Source organism: Aeromonas diversa CDC 2478-85 (assembly GCF_000819805.1).
Taxonomy (GTDB): domain Bacteria; phylum Pseudomonadota; class Gammaproteobacteria; order Enterobacterales; family Aeromonadaceae; genus Aeromonas; species Aeromonas diversa.
In genome coordinates, this window is the sequence record NZ_CDCE01000020.1 from 344,556 (window position 1) to 358,674 (window position 14,119).

A 14,119-nucleotide genomic window follows, 5' to 3' on the forward strand; every position below is an offset into this window, starting at 1 on the left:
AGTGGCTCGGGAGGGTAAAGCTGTGTGCGAGGGGATGCGACATGAAAAATCGTTTATGATTCAGCCCCCTGCCATTTTGAGTCTGGTCCGATGAACGTATCCGAGTTGGGAACGGCCCCGCTTTCTCGCCTCTTCTGGCGCTATGTCACCCCCACGGTCGCCGCCATGCTGGTCACCGGCATCTATGTGACCATAGACGGCATCTTCGTCGGCCATATTCTGGGGGAGGAGGGACTGGCGGGGATCATGCTGGCCTACCCCATCTGCGCCGTCCTCTATGCGGTGGGCGCCCTCATCGGCATGGGGGCCTCGTCGCTCGCCTCCTTCCATCTGGGCAAGGGGGAACGGGCCACCGCTCGGCACATAGTGGGGAATGCCCTCCTCATGGTCGTGCTGGCTTCTGTGCTGCTGGGGGTCATTGGCCTGGTGTGGGGGGAGGCTCTGCTGCGCTGGATGGGTGCCGAGGGGATCATCTTCGCTGCGGGCATCGACTATCTGCGCTGGTATGCCGCGCTCGGATTCTTTGCCGTGCTCTCCATGGCCTTTACCTCCCTGCTGCGTAACGATGGTCGCCCTGGGCTGACCACCCTGATCCTGGTGACGGGGGGCGTGCTCAACGTCGTGTTGGACTGGCTCTTCATGGTGGTCTTCGACTGGGGGCTGGCGGGGGCCGCCATTGCCACCATGTTGTCGCAGGCGGTGACAGGGCTATGGGCCCTGGCGCACTTCTTCACGGCGCGCAGTGACTTGCGGATCCGCTGGGACACCCTGCTGCCCGATGGGCGTCTGATGCTGCAGACCCTGCGACTCGGCTTCTCCAGCTTCTTGATGTACCTCTATCTCTCCGTGGTGCTGACCCTGCATAACAAGGCACTGCTCTGGGTCGGCAGCTCGCTGCATGTGGCCGCCTATGGGGTCATCAGCTATACGGAGGCCTTCTTCTACCTCATCTTCGAGGGGATCGCCATGGGGATCCAGCCCATCGCCAGCTTCAACGCCGGCGCCGGTCACAGGGATCGGGTGCTTCGCATTCGCAATCTGGCGCTGGGGGCCACCCTGCTGGTGGCATTGGCCGGGGTGATCCCGCTCTACCTCTGGCCTGAGGGGGCTGTCTGGCTGTTTGCCGGCGACAACGCCGAGCTGCTGCCGGTGGCGGTGGCTGGCATCTTGCTCTACTTCTGGGGGCTTCCCATGGAGGGACTGCTGCTGGTGGGGGCCACCTATTTTCAGGCCATCAATCGACCGCGTATCGCCACGCTGTTGACCGGCGGAAAACTGGTGCTGATTGGCGGCCTGTTATTCGGTCTGGGGGCGATATTCGCAGTCCCGGGTGTCTGGCTGGCGCTCCCCTCGTGCAGTGCCCTGCTGACCCTGGTGATGGTGCTGGCGATGCGGCGGGAACGCACAGAGGATCATCCCTGAGGCTCGACGCTGCGATAGATCCGCTCCATCTGGACGCTGACCTCCTGGCGCAGCAGCTCCAGCTCCAGCATCTCGCTGAGCACCTGATACTGAGCCGGGTTGAGTAGCTGGCGCCCTTGCTCCAACACCTCCTGGGTATAGAGCCGCTGACTCTCTAGCCAACTGGCGGCATCCCCCGGCTCGCTCTGGTTGAGGTGACGGTGAGCCTCCATCATGAGGCGGGTCATCGCATGGCGCTGGTTGGGCTCGAGCTGGCTGCCCCGCTCGGCGAGGCGCCCCTGCAACTCCATCAGGCGGTAGGGATCGCCGTTGTAGAGCTCCTGTTCGAGCTGCTCGCGTGCCTCTGGGCCGGTCAATTCGCTGATCTCCTGCCAGATCTGCTGGCTGCGGGCCTCATACTGCTGGGGGGCCTCGAAGCCGAGACGATAGAGCTCCCTGAGCAGATCGTTTATCTGGGGACGAATTCCCTCCGCCAGATTGAGTCGCTCAAACAGGCGGGGCAGCTGGCTGCCCTGTTCGGCGTCGTAGAGCCTTTCCAGCAGCAGGCTGCCGTCACTGCTCTGGCTCCACTCACTGATGGCATGCTCCAGCTCTGCCGTCGGCGGCTCGGGTTGGGCCGGCGGGGGGTCACTGCGCAGCGCGGGGGCGCGTCCGGTAGTGGCGAGGGGGGGCGGACAGAGCAGGGGGGCGGCGGCCTCACCTTGACGCTGGGCCAGCGGCGCACCCGGCTCGGCGCTCGGGCGTAGCAGGAGCCATCCGTTGGTCCCCAGAGAGAGCAGTAACAGTAGGATGAGAAGACGGCGGGACATGGCGGCTCCGTGAGAATGGGATGGGGCATCTTAACGGGAATCCGCCACGAGATCGGCCCCTTTTTGTTAGCACCTGTTGCCGAGGTCCGCGCCGCTCATGGCATGTTCACGCTTTTTATATAGAATCGACGGGTTATCTATTTCAGGAGTCAGCGTATGCAGGAAATGCCCGCCCTGGTGGCCCCTCGCCAGCACGGTATTGGTCGCGGTTGGTATTGGATCCGCCGTGGTTTCGATCTCTTCAATCGGGGTCGTGGTGTCAGCGTGGCCATGGTGCTCTGCTGGTTGGTGACCAGCGTACTGCTGGAGCGCCTGCCGGCCGGTGGGCTTATCTCCAACCTGCTGTACATGGTCTGGATGGCGGGTTGGATGGTGGCGGCCCACCATGCCTGGGAGCAGCAGGGCATCGCCTTCGGGGATCTCTTCGCCGGTTTTCGTCGTCAACTGACCCCTCTGGTGCTGGGGGGGCTGGTGATTAGCGCCCTGATGCTGGCGATAGTGCAGTTGGTAATGGGGCTGCTTTCCTACTGGGGTGTGGACGCTCTGCTGGGACAGGACCCGGCCACCCTGACGATGACCCCCGAAGAGGCCCAGGCTGTGCTGCTCGCCATCCTGGCCGGGCTGGTGCTGGCGGTCCCGCTGCTGATGGCGGTGACCTTTGCGCCGGCGCTCATCTTCTTTCATCGGTTACCCGTGTTGCTGGCCTTGCGCCTGAGCTTCCTCGGCTGCCTTCGCAACATGTGGCCCTTCCTTACCTGGAGCGTGCTGGCCTGCCTGCTGCTTCTGCTGGGCGGCATGCTACTGGTGGTGGGGCTGCTGGTGGTGATGCCGTCCCTGAACTACTCCATCTATGTGGCCTATCGGGAGATCTATCTCTCCGATGAGGCGATGGCGCCCGAGGCGCCGGTCACTCCGACCAACCACTTCCACGCATAAGAAGCCAAAGCCACCTCAGGGTGGCTTTTTTATTTCCCCTTAGTCTGCCAGAGGGGGTCTTCCTTCATCCGCTCAATCAGAAAGTCGAGGAAGCTGCGCAGCAGCGGCGACATCTGTTTGCGGGTAGCGTAGACCGCATAAACCCCGAGGGGCTGCGGTTCATGGTCGGTGAGCAGGGCGCTTAACTCGCCTGTGGCGATCAGCGGTGCGGCAGAGCAGAGGGGTTGCATGCTGATACCGGTGCCGAGCTGGGTGGCACGTAGCAGCAGGTTGGAGATGTTGCCGCTCAGGTTGCCGCTGACGGGGACCGATTCAGGACCCTGCGGGCCTTCGAAGTGCCACATGCTCTTGCCGAAGTAGGCGTAGGTGAGGCAGTTGTGCAGGGCGAGATCCTGCACCCCTCGGGGTGTGCCGTGGGCGTTGAGGTAGGCGGGGCTGGCGCAGATCACCGAGCGACAGGTGCCGAGTTGGCGTGCCACCAGATTGGGGTCGAGATCGTTGGTCATGCGCAGGGCCAGATCGATGCGTTCTTCCACCAGATTCACGGTGCGATCCACCAGCAGTATGTCGATGGCGGTGCCGGGCCAGCGGCTCAGGTAGTCGTGGGCGGCTGGGATGAGAAAGGCATCGGCCAGGGAGTAACTACAGGTGACTCGCAGCTGCCCCTTGGGGGCGGCATCCTGCCGTATCGCCAGCTGGGTCATCTCGTCGCCGATGGCAAGCATGGCGCGGGCGTGGGCGAGGGCCTCTTCCCCGGCGCCGGTCAGGCTCAGGCGCCGCGTGGTGCGGTGTAGCAGCCGTGCCCCCATCCAGCTCTCCAGCTCTCCCAGATAACGCGACACCATGGCGCGCGACATGTCGAGCCGCTCGGCGGCGGCACTGAGACTACCCTGTTCTACAACGTTGACAAAAACCTGCAAGGCGGTGAGTCGGTCCATGTTATTTGCTCGGAATACGCAACAGTGAAGTCACTATTATGCTGTATTTGCCACGGAAGTGATCCAATAGACTGCATCCCATCGAAACAGACAACCTAACCAACCCGATTGAGGACAATGCAATGAAAAAGACAATGAGCACCCTGACCCTGGCTTCTACCCTGCTGAGTGGCATGGCGGTCGCGGCTCCGCTCGACATCCAGGTCTACAACCCCGGCGAGAAGGCCATCTTCCCGGTCTCCTCCGAGCTGGTCACCGGCGAGAAGGAGGCCATCCTGGTCGATGCCCAGTTCGACGTGAAGAACGGTCAGGCACTGGTCGACATGATCAAGCGCAGTGGCAAGACCCTCACCACCATCTACATCAGCGGAGGGGATCCGGATTACTACTTCGGCCTCGAGCCCATCGTTGCCGCCTTCCCGCAGGCCAAGGTGGTGGCCAGCCAGCATGTGGTCGACCACATCAAGCAGACCAAGGATGCCAAGCTCGCCTATTGGGGGCCGATCCTGGGTAAGGATGCGCCCAAGAGCGTGACCGTGCCGCAGGTGATGACCGCCTCTCAGTTGACCCTGGAGGGGAAAGCCATAGAGGTGAAGGGGATGAATACCCCGAGTGCCTTCCTGTGGGCGCCTTCGGTCAAGACCGCCTTCGGTGGCGTGGCAGTCTACGCTGGCGTGCATGTGTGGATGGCCGACAGCCAGACCAAGACCGCCCGCGGTCAGTGGGTTGAGACCCTGAACCAGCTGGAGGCCCTCAAGCCCGAGCGCGTGATCCCGGGCCACTACCTCGGCACTATGCCCAAGGGCATCGAAGCCGTCACCTTCACTCGTGACTATGTGCAGCGCTTCGAGGCCGAGCTTGCCAAGAGCAAGGACTCCGCCACCCTGATCGAGGGCATGAAGCAGGCATATCCGGCACTGCCGGTGGATGATGGCCTGGCCATCGGCGCCAAGGTCGCGACCGGCGAAATGAAGTGGTAAGGCAACGCAGGGGCCGGGTTTCCGGCCCCATGAGGTAATCCCATGATTCAGACAACTCTTCATTACGTCTATGACCCCCTCTGTGGCTGGTGTTATGGGGCTTCGCCGCTCCTGAAGGCGGCTGCCACCCTGCCCAATCTGCGCCTGCAGTTGCATGGTGGCGGGCTGTGGCTGGCAGAGCGGCGCCGGCCAATGGGGCGGGCCTTGCGCGATTATGTGCGCCCTCATGACGAGCGGATCGCCGCCCTCACCGGTCAACCGTTCGGGGCTCGCTATTTCGACGAGCTGCTGCTCGATGAGCAGGGCGTACTCGACTCAGAGCCTCCCCTGCGTGCCATTCTGGCGGTCACCGCCCTGGGTGGGGCCCCCCTGACCATGCTGCAACGCATTCAGGAGTGCCATTACCGCGATGGGCTCAGGGTCGGTGAGTTTGCCCTGCTGACGAGGCTGGCTGCCGAGCAAGGCATTGAGCACGAGTCGTTTCGGGCGGCGTTTGATGCGGCCCCTCTGGCCGAGCATCTGCGTGACAGTCAGTGGTGGCTGCGGCGCATCGGTGGACAGGGTTATCCCACTCTGGCACTGCAGCGGGGTGAGCGGCTGGAGCGGGTCGATATCTCCGCCATGCTGGGCCGACCCGAGGCGTTGCGTCAGTGGCTGGCGGTGCGTTGTGAGGATAGGGAGCCGAGCATAGAGCAGTGATAGCCCTGTTATTAGCGGGCCGAGGTCAAGGGCGGGTTCAGGTGCGTCGCTATGAGTCTGTAGATGGGGATTTCCTTGCGTTTTTCCCCATCAAGCTATGCTCAATATGATTCTCTCTGGCAGCCCTAGTGGCAGCCGGAGAGCCAATAAATCCCAAGGATGCGCCGCTATGTTCACAAACATGTCTATCGGTCAGAAACTGAGTGCCGGTTTTACCTTTCTGGCAGTACTGGTGCTTGGATTGGCCTGGTTCTCGACGCTCCAGCTCTCCCGTTTTAACGATCAGACGACCGAGATTACGGATAACCTGATCCCCTCGATTCGCCTCGCCAGTCAGATGCAGTTGGCGTTGACCGATGCCCGTCGCGCCGAGCTGAGCATGGTTGTCGCCGTGCTGAATCAGGACAATGAAGAGTTGGCGCGTTATACCCAGAGCTTTGCCAAGGCCAAAGCCTCATTTGACGAGTCCTCCCAGAGCTATGGCCGTCTTCCCTTTGAACCCTCCGGTCAGGAAGAGCAAGCCTTCAACGCCCTGAACGACACGGCCAAGCGTTACTTTACCCATCACGACTCGCTAGTCGATGCCTTGCAGCGCCAAGACCTTGAGAAGGCAAAGAGCCTGCGCAAGAACGAGACGCTCAACTCCTTGGCCGAAGCGGCCGATTACGCCTTGCGCCTCAGAGAGATCAACGATCAGCGGGCCAGCACCATGAATCAGGAGATAGAAAGCTCCTATAGCAGCTCGCGCAACATCAACATCGTCATCGGTCTGTTGACCGTCGCCTTTGTGGTCGTGGTGGCCTGGCTGTTGACTGCCCAGATCCGCAATCCAGTCATGGTGCTGTTGGAGCAGACTCGCCGGGTGGCGGCCGGGGACCTGACGGTGCGCACCGACAGCTCCCAGTTTAATAACGACGAGCTGGGCAAGCTGGCCAAGGGGTTTGGTGAGATGCAGGGCAATCTGCGTCAGCTGGTGAGTGAGGTGTCGGGGTCCGTGGTGCAGTTGAGCGCCGCCGTCGAGGAGATGAGCGCCGTTGCCAGCCAGTCTGCAGGAAACATGAACAGCCAGCAGCATGAGCTCAATCAGTTGGCCACCGCCATGAACGAGATGCAGGCCACGGTACAGGAGGTGTCTCGCAATACCAGCGATGCCGCCAACTCGGCCGGCCAGGCGAGCAAGCGTGCCGAGCAGGGTGCGAAGACGGTGAATGAATCGATTCGCCGTATCGAGCAGGTAGCGGGCGCCATCGAGAGCACGGCCGCCGTCATTCGCCAGCTGGGGGATGACAGCCGTAACATCGGCGTCGTGCTCGAGGTGATCCGCGGCATTGCCGAGCAGACCAACCTGCTGGCCCTCAACGCAGCCATCGAGGCGGCCCGGGCTGGTGAGCAGGGGCGCGGTTTTGCCGTGGTGGCCGATGAGGTGCGGACCCTGGCCAAACGGACCCAGGATTCGACCTCCCAGATCAACAGCATCATCGCCGAGCTGCAGCAGCGTGCCGAGCAGGCGGGGGTCACCATGCAGCAGAGTCAGGAGATGATGAGCTCGACTGTCGAGACGGCGCGGGACGCAGGGAGTTCCATCTCGGAGATCAGCGGTGCTGTGAGCAGCATCTCCCAGATGAATATCCAGATTGCCACTGCGACCGAAGAGCAGGGCGCCGTGACCGAAGAGCTCAATCGCAACGTGGTCAACATCAGCCACGCCTCCGAGGAGGTGACGGCCGGGGCCAATCAGATGGCTCAGGCGTGCGGCGAGCTCAACCACCTGGCCACCCAGTTGCAGGAGATGGTGCGACGCTTTCGCACCTGACCATGAGAGAGGGCGCCGTTGGCGCCCTCTCTTTTTACAGCTTGAACTGGATGACGGTGGGAGGATTGCGCAGGCGCCAGATCTCCTGCTCTATGGCGGTGGCACGGCGGTTGGCGCGATCCAGCTGACTGCGGTAGTAGCTGCGATCAGAGCTCTCCTTGCTGTTGCGTAGCTGCAGCTCCAGAGTACCGATGCTGGTGTTGAGGCTACTCAGCTCCTGCTGCAATTCGCCGATGCGTTTTTGAATCAGGTATTCGTCTCGCCCACGCTGATATTGCTTCATAAAGCTGGCGTCATTGGGGCAGACGCCGAGATACTCTTCCCCGTCTCGCCCCTTGCGGTAGGCCAGCTCAGGAATGCAGTAGAGCTCGAGCCCCTTCTGATAGCCTTTATCCCATTCGACGCTGTCTGGCCGGACGCCATACTCGGCGCAGCTTTCGCCGTACTCCTTGAATACATCGCGGGGACGTCCTCTCTCGCCATCCTGATAGCCGAGATGATTCCAGTTGGTGTTGTGGCACTCCTCTTCCGAGAGCGCGGCACAACCGCCGAGTAAGAGGGTCAGGGAGAGCAGGAACAGACGCATAGGCATAACGGGGTCTCATCGGAACGGAATGCACGATTTTATGCCTGTGATGGGGATCGCTCAATCGCTATTGGAGGTTTGCAATGAGGCTGAAGGGGCCTAGAATGGTGCGTTTTTTAACATGAGCGAAACATAACAATGAAAGTTCTGACAGTCGACTACCAGGCTCCGGATGCGGCGGCCCGTTTCACCGAATCCCTGCGCACCACAGGGTTTGGCGTACTGACCAACCACCCCATCCCCCGTGAACTGGTTCAGGCTATCTACGACAACTGGCAGCAATTCTTCGATAGCGAGCGCAAGCACGACTTCCACTTCAACCGCGAGACACAAGACGGCTACTTCCCGCCCTCCGTCTCCGAGGTGGCCAAGGGGCACACCAAGAAGGACATCAAGGAATATTTCCACATCTATCCCTGGGGACAGATCCCGGAGGAGTTGAACGCTCAGGCAATGGAGTACTACCGTCTCGCCAATGAGCTGGCCGCCGAGTTGCTCTCTTGGGTCGAGCAGCACACCCCTGACGATATCGCGACTCACTACAGTTGCCCCCTCTCTTCCATGATCGATGGCAGCCAGAAGACCCTGCTGCGGGTGCTGCACTATCCGCCGCTGAATGGCAGCGAAGAGGCAGGTGCCATTCGCGCCGCTGCCCACGAGGACATCAACCTGCTGACCATACTGCCGGCGGCGAGCGAGCCCGGTTTGCAAGTGATGGGCGCCGACGGAGAGTGGATGGACGTGCCGTGCGACTTTGGCACCCTGATCATCAACATCGGCGACATGCTGCAAGAGGCATCCCAGGGTTACTATCCCTCGACCACCCACAGGGTGATCAACCCCACCGGTGGTAGCGTCAACAAGTCGCGCATCTCCCTGCCGCTGTTCCTGCACCCGCGCCCGGACGTGGTGCTCTCCGAGCGTCACACCGCAGACACCTATCTGAAGGAGCGCCTGCGCGAACTCGGGGTTATCTGAGGTCCTGAGGATACGCTGCGACACAACTGATTTTGTTTCAGTAACATGTTGGTGGATCGTGCCAAAAATGGTGTGGTTCCACCAAATATCGTCGTAGTGATTGCCGGCCACTGTCGGTAGCGTATGAACATGGTGCGGGCCCCTCTCGGGCCCGCTTTTCTTGACTGGAGTTCATACGATGCAGTCCCAATGGTCCTCCCGCCTCGGCCACATTCTGGCCTCCGTCGGCACCGCCGTCGGCCTCGGCGCCATCTGGAAGTTTCCCTACGTCACCGCGGCCAACGGCGGCGGCGCCTTCCTGTTGGTCTTCCTGCTGTTTAGCCTGACCCTGGGGGTCGCCGTGCTGGTGGCAGAGACCCTGCTCGGTAGCCTGACCCGCCAAGGGGTGCTTGGTGCCTGTCGTCAGCTGGCGGGGCGCGGCTGGGGTTGGATCGGCTGGACCGGGGTGATCTGCACCTTCCTCATCTACAGCTTTTACAGCGTGGTGGGAGGCTGGACCCTGGGGTACACCGGGCTTGCGGCAAGCGGCGAGCTGGCCAGCGCCGACGGGGCGGCCCTCACCGCGCTGTTCAACGGCTACGTCAGTCACCCCTGGTGGCCCCTGCTCACCCATCTGCTGTTTGCCGGCCTCACTTGGTGGCTGGTGCGCGGCGACATCCAGAAGGGAGTCGAGCGCTCCCTGCGCTGGATGATGCCGAGCCTGTTTGTGATGATGCTGCTGCTGGTCGCGGTGGGGCTGACCCTGCCGGGGGCCGGCGCCGGGGTGCGCCATTTCCTCGAGCCCGACTTTGCCAGGCTCGGCATGGCGGGGGTGCTCGATGCCATGGGGCTGGCCTTCTTCTCCCTCTCCATCGGCCTCGGCATTCACACCACCTACGGCGCCTACCTGCCCGGCCCCGAAGGGGTTGGCCGCTCCAGCCTCTGGGTGGTCTTGCTGGCGAGCTTCATCGCCGTGCTGGCGGGGTTGATGATCTTCCCGGCCCTGGCCGCCACCGGCATCGATCCTACCTCGGGCCCCGGCCTCACCTTCATGACCATGCCGGCAGTGTTCCAGCACATCCCGTTCGGTCAGCCCCTGGCGGTGGTCTTCTTCGCCCTGCTGGTGATGGCGGCGCTCTCCTCGTCCATCTCCCTGCTGGAGAACCTGGTGCGCTTCTGCTGTGACGAGTGGGGGATGCAGCGCAGCCGTGCGGCAGGCCTGGTGACCCTGGCGGTGATACTGACCGGCGTCCCGGTGAGCCTCTCGTTCGGGCCCCTAGCGGGCGTCACCCTGTTTGGCATGGGGATCTTCGATCTGCTCGACTTTGTCACCTCTAACCTGATGATGCCCCTGTTTGGCCTCGGACTGACCTTACTGCTTGGCTGGAAGATTGGTGCGCGCACCCTGCCGGCAGGCATGGCGGCTCCGTGGCGCGCCGCCCTGATCGGCTGCTGGCGCTGGTTGGCGCCGCTGCTTATCGGCGGGATCCTGGTGCGCGGCGTGCTGTGACGGCTCAACCCGCCTTGGGCCAGTGGCTCTCGGCCTGGGGCTGGCGTTGCTCGTCCTCGCCGGTCGGGCTCTGCCTGCTCAGGGTCAAGGTGCCGAGCCGGCCGAGGTGGCGCAGCTCGAACTCGTCGTCGTGGCAAGGTGCCAGCACTGGGAGAGGGGGCATTCACCCAGTGTACTGGCTGATGCGACCAAGATAGGGGATCTCAGGAGGGGAGGTGTTCATCCAGATGGCGGTGGATTTGCCCCAACAGGATCCCGTAGCGCTCCCCATAGTTGGCCTGAAACTCGGCATCGCGATCCAGGCGCTGAGTGAGGCTCTCTACCAGTGATGCCACCTGACTGGCCGGGGCATTGCCGGGCCAGGCTCGGCTCAGCAGGTTGAGGGTCGCCCAAGCCTCGGCCGGGTAGGCGGGAAAATCGGAACAGAGGGTGATACTCAGCTGCAGTGCTCGCTGCCACTGATGATGACGGATGGCGTCGTTACGCGCGCTGCGAAGCTGCTCTAGCCGGCCCTCTTCCTCCTGCACAAACTGTCTGAGGCTCTCCAGCGTGCGATGCATCAGAGTGCCGAGCAGCGGTGAGAAAGGGGTGGGGGGCTGTAGGGTCGCGAGCCTGTCCAGACACTGCAACGCCCTCTGTGCCAGGGTGCAGTGGTGGCTGATGGCAAATTCAAGCAGGAGTGCGCTGGGCGCCGGATTTTCCTCGTCGGCCAGCGTGGTTAAGCGGGTAATGGCACCATCGAAGTCGCTGTCGAGTAAAGACCAGAATGCCTGCAATACCCCGGCTTCGCGCTCGGACAGTTGAGGGGGGGAGAGGGGACCCAGCTCTTGAAACCTCACCGATAGAGTGTGATCCCTGGTCAGGGCCGAGTATTGCCACAGCAACTTCAACGCCACTTCCAGCATGAACTGCTCGACACTGAGGCGCAATCGTCCTTCGGGGAAGAAGGTCAGGTTTAGCTGCGCGATGTGATTGCACCCCATGTCGACATCATGCAGCAAGATGGCCAGTAGAATCGCCGCGTGCCGAAAGTCTGGATGATGTTGCTGCTGGAGCAGTTTCTCGAGGTTCAGTTTGGCCGCAAACCAGCGCCCTTCCTGAACATCGAGGATCACGGTTAACTTGAGCAGACTGATCTCGCTCAACGATGAGGCCCGCAATTCCAGATCCCGTTGGGCCACATCCATGCGTCCCAAGCCAATCATGGCGAGAAAGAGGCCGCAGCGAGGCCAACTGGCCGGGTATTCGGTGGCACACAGGGCGTAGTGCTGACTCGCATCCAGATAGGCGCGTTGCTGCAGGAGTAGCATCCCCTTGAGGCGATCGAGGTGGAGCCTGACCAAGGGATGTTGAAACAGGCGAAATTGAATGTCTTCACACTGATGCAGGGTGAGACCCCACTCTTGCTGTCTGAGAGGTGGGCACAAGGGCCGAGTGACGCGGGTAAGGCTGATAAGTTCTTGTGCAATGTCGTCCAGCGACTGGCTGGTGAATGGGATGGTGAGCTGCAACTCGAAGTGAATGGTCGAGAGGCCCAGCGTCAGGGGGGCAGGATCCTCGTTGAGCAATAACAGCACCACTCCGGGTGGCAGCAGTGTCTGATAGTCGGCCTCTTGCAAGAGCCTGATACCTTCATACCCCTGATAGTGACTCTGCCGGCAAATGATGGCATCGAAGTGGTAGCGATGAAGGAAAGAAGAGATGGCATGCAGATCCTTACATTGCATCATCTCTTCCACGCCCAGGCCATGCTTGCGCAATGTCAGGCAGATGGCGGTGCTCAGCAGGGGTGTTTCTTCAATGATGAGGAATTGCATACCCGGAGATCTCCCCGCACAGGTATATAAAAAGTGGCGGATTCGATTGAGGTATGAATATAGCAAGGTCGGCGGAGTATTGCGTAACCGGATGATTTTTCTGATGAGATACGCCCCCATGCCGCCTGCTGAGCGGGAAAAGGGGGCGCTATTTCTTGTGCGCTCTTGAGGAGCCAGTGAGAGGCCGAATGCTCGTCCCTACAGGATGGGGACGATCGGGGGCGTGCCGGCCAGCAGCTCGCGCAGCCGGGTTAACCCTTCGGCGAGCAGAGCGTCGCTGGAGGGTTGGCTCAGGCTCAGGCGCACCCCCTGGGGAGCGGCATACTGGCCGGCGGCAAATAGCTCGCCGCTGGTGACGCCGACCCCGACCGCGTCGGCCGCTGCCGCGAACTCCTGGCTGCGCCAGGGGGCAGGCAGGGGCAGCCAGGCGTGCATGGCGCCGCTATGCCAGCGGGCCTCCGGCAGCAGCTGGCGCAGCAGCTCGCCGCGCCGACCCAGCACCCTGCGCTGCTCCTCGAGCAGGGGAGCCAGCCCTTGGCGTAGCAGGCGGGAGGCGACCTCAAGCAGCAGCGGGCTCACCATCCAGCTCGACAGGCGCATCGCCTGGGCCAACGTGCTGTGCAGGCCAGGCGGGCAGAGCAGGAAGCCTACCCGCAGGCCACCGCAGGCAATCTTGGCCAGGCTGCCGAGGTGAATGACCCGCTCCGGCGCCAGCTCGACCATGGGGGTGGCGCGTTCCTGTGGCAGCAGGCCGTTCACGTCATCTTCCACCACCCAGATCCCGTGCCGTTCGCACACGGCCAGCAGGGCGCGGCGGCGCGCCTCGCCCATCATGGCGGTGGTGGGGTTTTGCAGGGTTGGGGTGAGGTAGACCAGGCGCGGTCGACGCTGGCGGCAAAGGGTGTCGAGCGCCTCAGGCTGCATACCCTCGTCGTCCATCGCCACCGCCGTCACCTGGCAGCGCAGCTGGCGCGCCGCGCCAAGCAGGCCTGGGTAGGTCAGTCCCTCGCAGGCGATGCTCTCGCCGACGCAGCCGGTGGCCAGCAGGGTCAGCAGGATGCCGTGCTGGGCGCCGTTGCAAAACAAGAAGCGATCGTGCCCGGCGTGAATGCCGAGACTCGCCAGCCAGTCGAGGAAGGCCTGGCGCTGGTGCGGTCGGCCCGCCTCCTGGTCGTAGCCGAGCAGGCGGTTGAGATGGGGATCGTCGGCCAGCTGACGCAGCAGAGGTCCCACCAGGGAAGCCCGATCGAGAGGCACCGGCAGGTTCTGCCACAACTCGATGCGCCCCTCCAGCTCCTCGCGCACCGGCCAGTCGGCTCCGCTGGTTTCCCCTTTCTCCCGCACCCAGGTGCCGTTGCCGACCCGGGCGGCGAGCAGGCCGCGCCGCTCTGCCTCGGCGTAGGCACGGGTGATGGTGCCCACAGTGACCCCGAGCCGATCGGCCAGGGCACGTTGGGTCGGTAGCCGCGAGCCGGGGGTCAGGGCGCCGTTGGCGATGGCCTGCTCAATGGCCTGGGTCAGGCGAAGGTAGAGGGGGCCGCTGTGGGCGGCGAGATCCGGAGTCCAGATTGTCATGGTGACAATAAATCCATTGATCGGAAAATTGTCTCAATATAGCGTGAGATAAGGGCATGAAACAACACGATCGATGA

At 62.6% G+C, this 14,119-nt stretch carries 13 protein-coding genes; 7 read left to right on the top strand and 6 right to left on the bottom strand.

The features are described 5' to 3' along the window. Window positions 1-90: 90 nt before the first annotated feature. On the top strand, window positions 91-1,422 hold the full coding sequence (locus BN1121_RS06530; RefSeq protein WP_005348218.1) for an MATE family efflux transporter: 1,332 nt from the start codon (window positions 91-93) through the stop codon (window positions 1,420-1,422). Here the strand turns inward: BN1121_RS06530 and BN1121_RS06535 are convergent. Further along, window positions 1,413-2,231, bottom strand: coding sequence for a hypothetical protein (locus BN1121_RS06535; protein ID WP_005348221.1), 819 nt, complete (start codon window positions 2,229-2,231; stop codon window positions 1,413-1,415). The genes BN1121_RS06530 and BN1121_RS06535 overlap by 10 nt on opposite strands. Window positions 2,232-2,387: 156 nt before the next feature. On the opposite strand from BN1121_RS06535, the gene BN1121_RS06540 reads away from it, so the two are divergent. Further along, on the top strand, window positions 2,388-3,167 hold the full coding sequence (locus BN1121_RS06540; RefSeq protein WP_005348224.1) for a BPSS1780 family membrane protein: 780 nt from the start codon (window positions 2,388-2,390) through the stop codon (window positions 3,165-3,167). Window positions 3,168-3,196: 29 nt separating this feature from the next. On the opposite strand, the gene BN1121_RS06545 is transcribed toward BN1121_RS06540, so the two are convergent. After that, window positions 3,197-4,105 (bottom strand): LysR family transcriptional regulator, encoded by a 909-nt coding sequence (locus BN1121_RS06545; protein WP_005348227.1) that lies wholly within the window; start codon window positions 4,103-4,105, stop codon window positions 3,197-3,199. Between the two features lie 122 nt (window positions 4,106-4,227). On the opposite strand from BN1121_RS06545, the gene BN1121_RS06550 reads away from it, so the two are divergent. The 3 genes from BN1121_RS06550 (at window position 4,228) to BN1121_RS06560 (ending at window position 7,597) form a co-directional block, all read left to right on the top strand. Further along, window positions 4,228-5,085 (top strand): Vmh family MBL fold metallo-hydrolase, encoded by an 858-nt coding sequence (locus BN1121_RS06550; RefSeq protein ID WP_043157163.1) that lies wholly within the window; start codon window positions 4,228-4,230, stop codon window positions 5,083-5,085. A 42-nt stretch (window positions 5,086-5,127) separates the two neighbouring features. After that, entirely contained in the window at window positions 5,128-5,784 is a 657-nt protein-coding gene (locus BN1121_RS06555; RefSeq protein ID WP_005348233.1) for a DsbA family protein, read from the top strand. 169 nt (window positions 5,785-5,953) lie between these two features. Beyond that, window positions 5,954-7,597: a methyl-accepting chemotaxis protein gene (locus BN1121_RS06560; protein WP_005348236.1), complete on the top strand. Its 1,644-nt coding sequence runs from the start codon at window positions 5,954-5,956 to the stop codon at window positions 7,595-7,597. A 34-nt stretch (window positions 7,598-7,631) separates the two neighbouring features. Here BN1121_RS06560 and BN1121_RS06565 read toward each other — a convergent pair whose 3' ends face one another. Beyond that, complete coding sequence (locus BN1121_RS06565) at window positions 7,632-8,189, bottom strand: DUF2799 domain-containing protein (protein WP_005348239.1); 558 nt, start codon at window positions 8,187-8,189, stop codon at window positions 7,632-7,634. A 132-nt stretch (window positions 8,190-8,321) separates the two neighbouring features. Between BN1121_RS06565 and BN1121_RS06570 the strand changes: the two genes are divergently transcribed. Both BN1121_RS06570 and BN1121_RS06575 read left to right on the top strand, forming a co-directional pair. After that, complete coding sequence (locus tag BN1121_RS06570) at window positions 8,322-9,161, top strand: isopenicillin N synthase family dioxygenase (RefSeq protein ID WP_005348242.1); 840 nt, start codon at window positions 8,322-8,324, stop codon at window positions 9,159-9,161. Window positions 9,162-9,339: 178 nt separating this feature from the next. Further along, on the top strand, window positions 9,340-10,650 hold the full coding sequence (locus BN1121_RS06575; protein WP_005348244.1) for a sodium-dependent transporter: 1,311 nt from the start codon (window positions 9,340-9,342) through the stop codon (window positions 10,648-10,650). A gap of 4 nt (window positions 10,651-10,654) precedes the next feature. Here the strand turns inward: BN1121_RS06575 and BN1121_RS19715 are convergent, their stop codons facing one another. From BN1121_RS19715 to BN1121_RS06585, 3 genes are all read right to left on the bottom strand, one after another. Further along, window positions 10,655-10,813: a hypothetical protein gene (locus tag BN1121_RS19715; protein WP_156139394.1), complete on the bottom strand. Its 159-nt coding sequence runs from the start codon at window positions 10,811-10,813 to the stop codon at window positions 10,655-10,657. Window positions 10,814-10,853: 40 nt separating this feature from the next. After that, window positions 10,854-12,467 carry a hypothetical protein gene (locus BN1121_RS06580; protein ID WP_005348248.1) on the bottom strand — a complete coding sequence of 538 codons (1,614 nt, stop codon included), beginning with the start codon at window positions 12,465-12,467 and terminating at the stop codon, window positions 10,854-10,856. A gap of 198 nt (window positions 12,468-12,665) precedes the next feature. Next, window positions 12,666-14,042 (bottom strand): aminotransferase-like domain-containing protein, encoded by a 1,377-nt coding sequence (locus tag BN1121_RS06585; protein WP_005348251.1) that lies wholly within the window; start codon window positions 14,040-14,042, stop codon window positions 12,666-12,668. Window positions 14,043-14,119: the final 77 nt, after the last annotated feature.

Bases quoted from the DNA above. Each gene is read 5' to 3' on its own strand.
- BN1121_RS06530 (WP_005348218.1), top strand. From the start codon at position 91: ATGAACGTATCCGAGTTGGGAACGGCCCCGCTTTCTCGCCTCTTCTGG.
- BN1121_RS06535 (WP_005348221.1), bottom strand. From the start codon at position 2,231: ATGTCCCGCCGTCTTCTCATCCTACTGTTACTGCTCTCTCTGGGGACC.
- BN1121_RS06540 (WP_005348224.1), top strand. From the start codon at position 2,388: ATGCAGGAAATGCCCGCCCTGGTGGCCCCTCGCCAGCACGGTATTGGT.
- BN1121_RS06545 (WP_005348227.1), bottom strand. From the start codon at position 4,105: ATGGACCGACTCACCGCCTTGCAGGTTTTTGTCAACGTTGTAGAACAG.
- BN1121_RS06550 (WP_043157163.1), top strand. From the start codon at position 4,228: ATGAAAAAGACAATGAGCACCCTGACCCTGGCTTCTACCCTGCTGAGT.
- BN1121_RS06555 (WP_005348233.1), top strand. From the start codon at position 5,128: ATGATTCAGACAACTCTTCATTACGTCTATGACCCCCTCTGTGGCTGG.
- BN1121_RS06560 (WP_005348236.1), top strand. From the start codon at position 5,954: ATGTTCACAAACATGTCTATCGGTCAGAAACTGAGTGCCGGTTTTACC.
- BN1121_RS06565 (WP_005348239.1), bottom strand. From the start codon at position 8,189: ATGCCTATGCGTCTGTTCCTGCTCTCCCTGACCCTCTTACTCGGCGGT.
- BN1121_RS06570 (WP_005348242.1), top strand. From the start codon at position 8,322: ATGAAAGTTCTGACAGTCGACTACCAGGCTCCGGATGCGGCGGCCCGT.
- BN1121_RS06575 (WP_005348244.1), top strand. From the start codon at position 9,340: ATGCAGTCCCAATGGTCCTCCCGCCTCGGCCACATTCTGGCCTCCGTC.
- BN1121_RS19715 (WP_156139394.1), bottom strand. From the start codon at position 10,813: ATGCCCCCTCTCCCAGTGCTGGCACCTTGCCACGACGACGAGTTCGAG.
- BN1121_RS06580 (WP_005348248.1), bottom strand. From the start codon at position 12,467: ATGCAATTCCTCATCATTGAAGAAACACCCCTGCTGAGCACCGCCATC.
- BN1121_RS06585 (WP_005348251.1), bottom strand. From the start codon at position 14,042: ATGACAATCTGGACTCCGGATCTCGCCGCCCACAGCGGCCCCCTCTAC.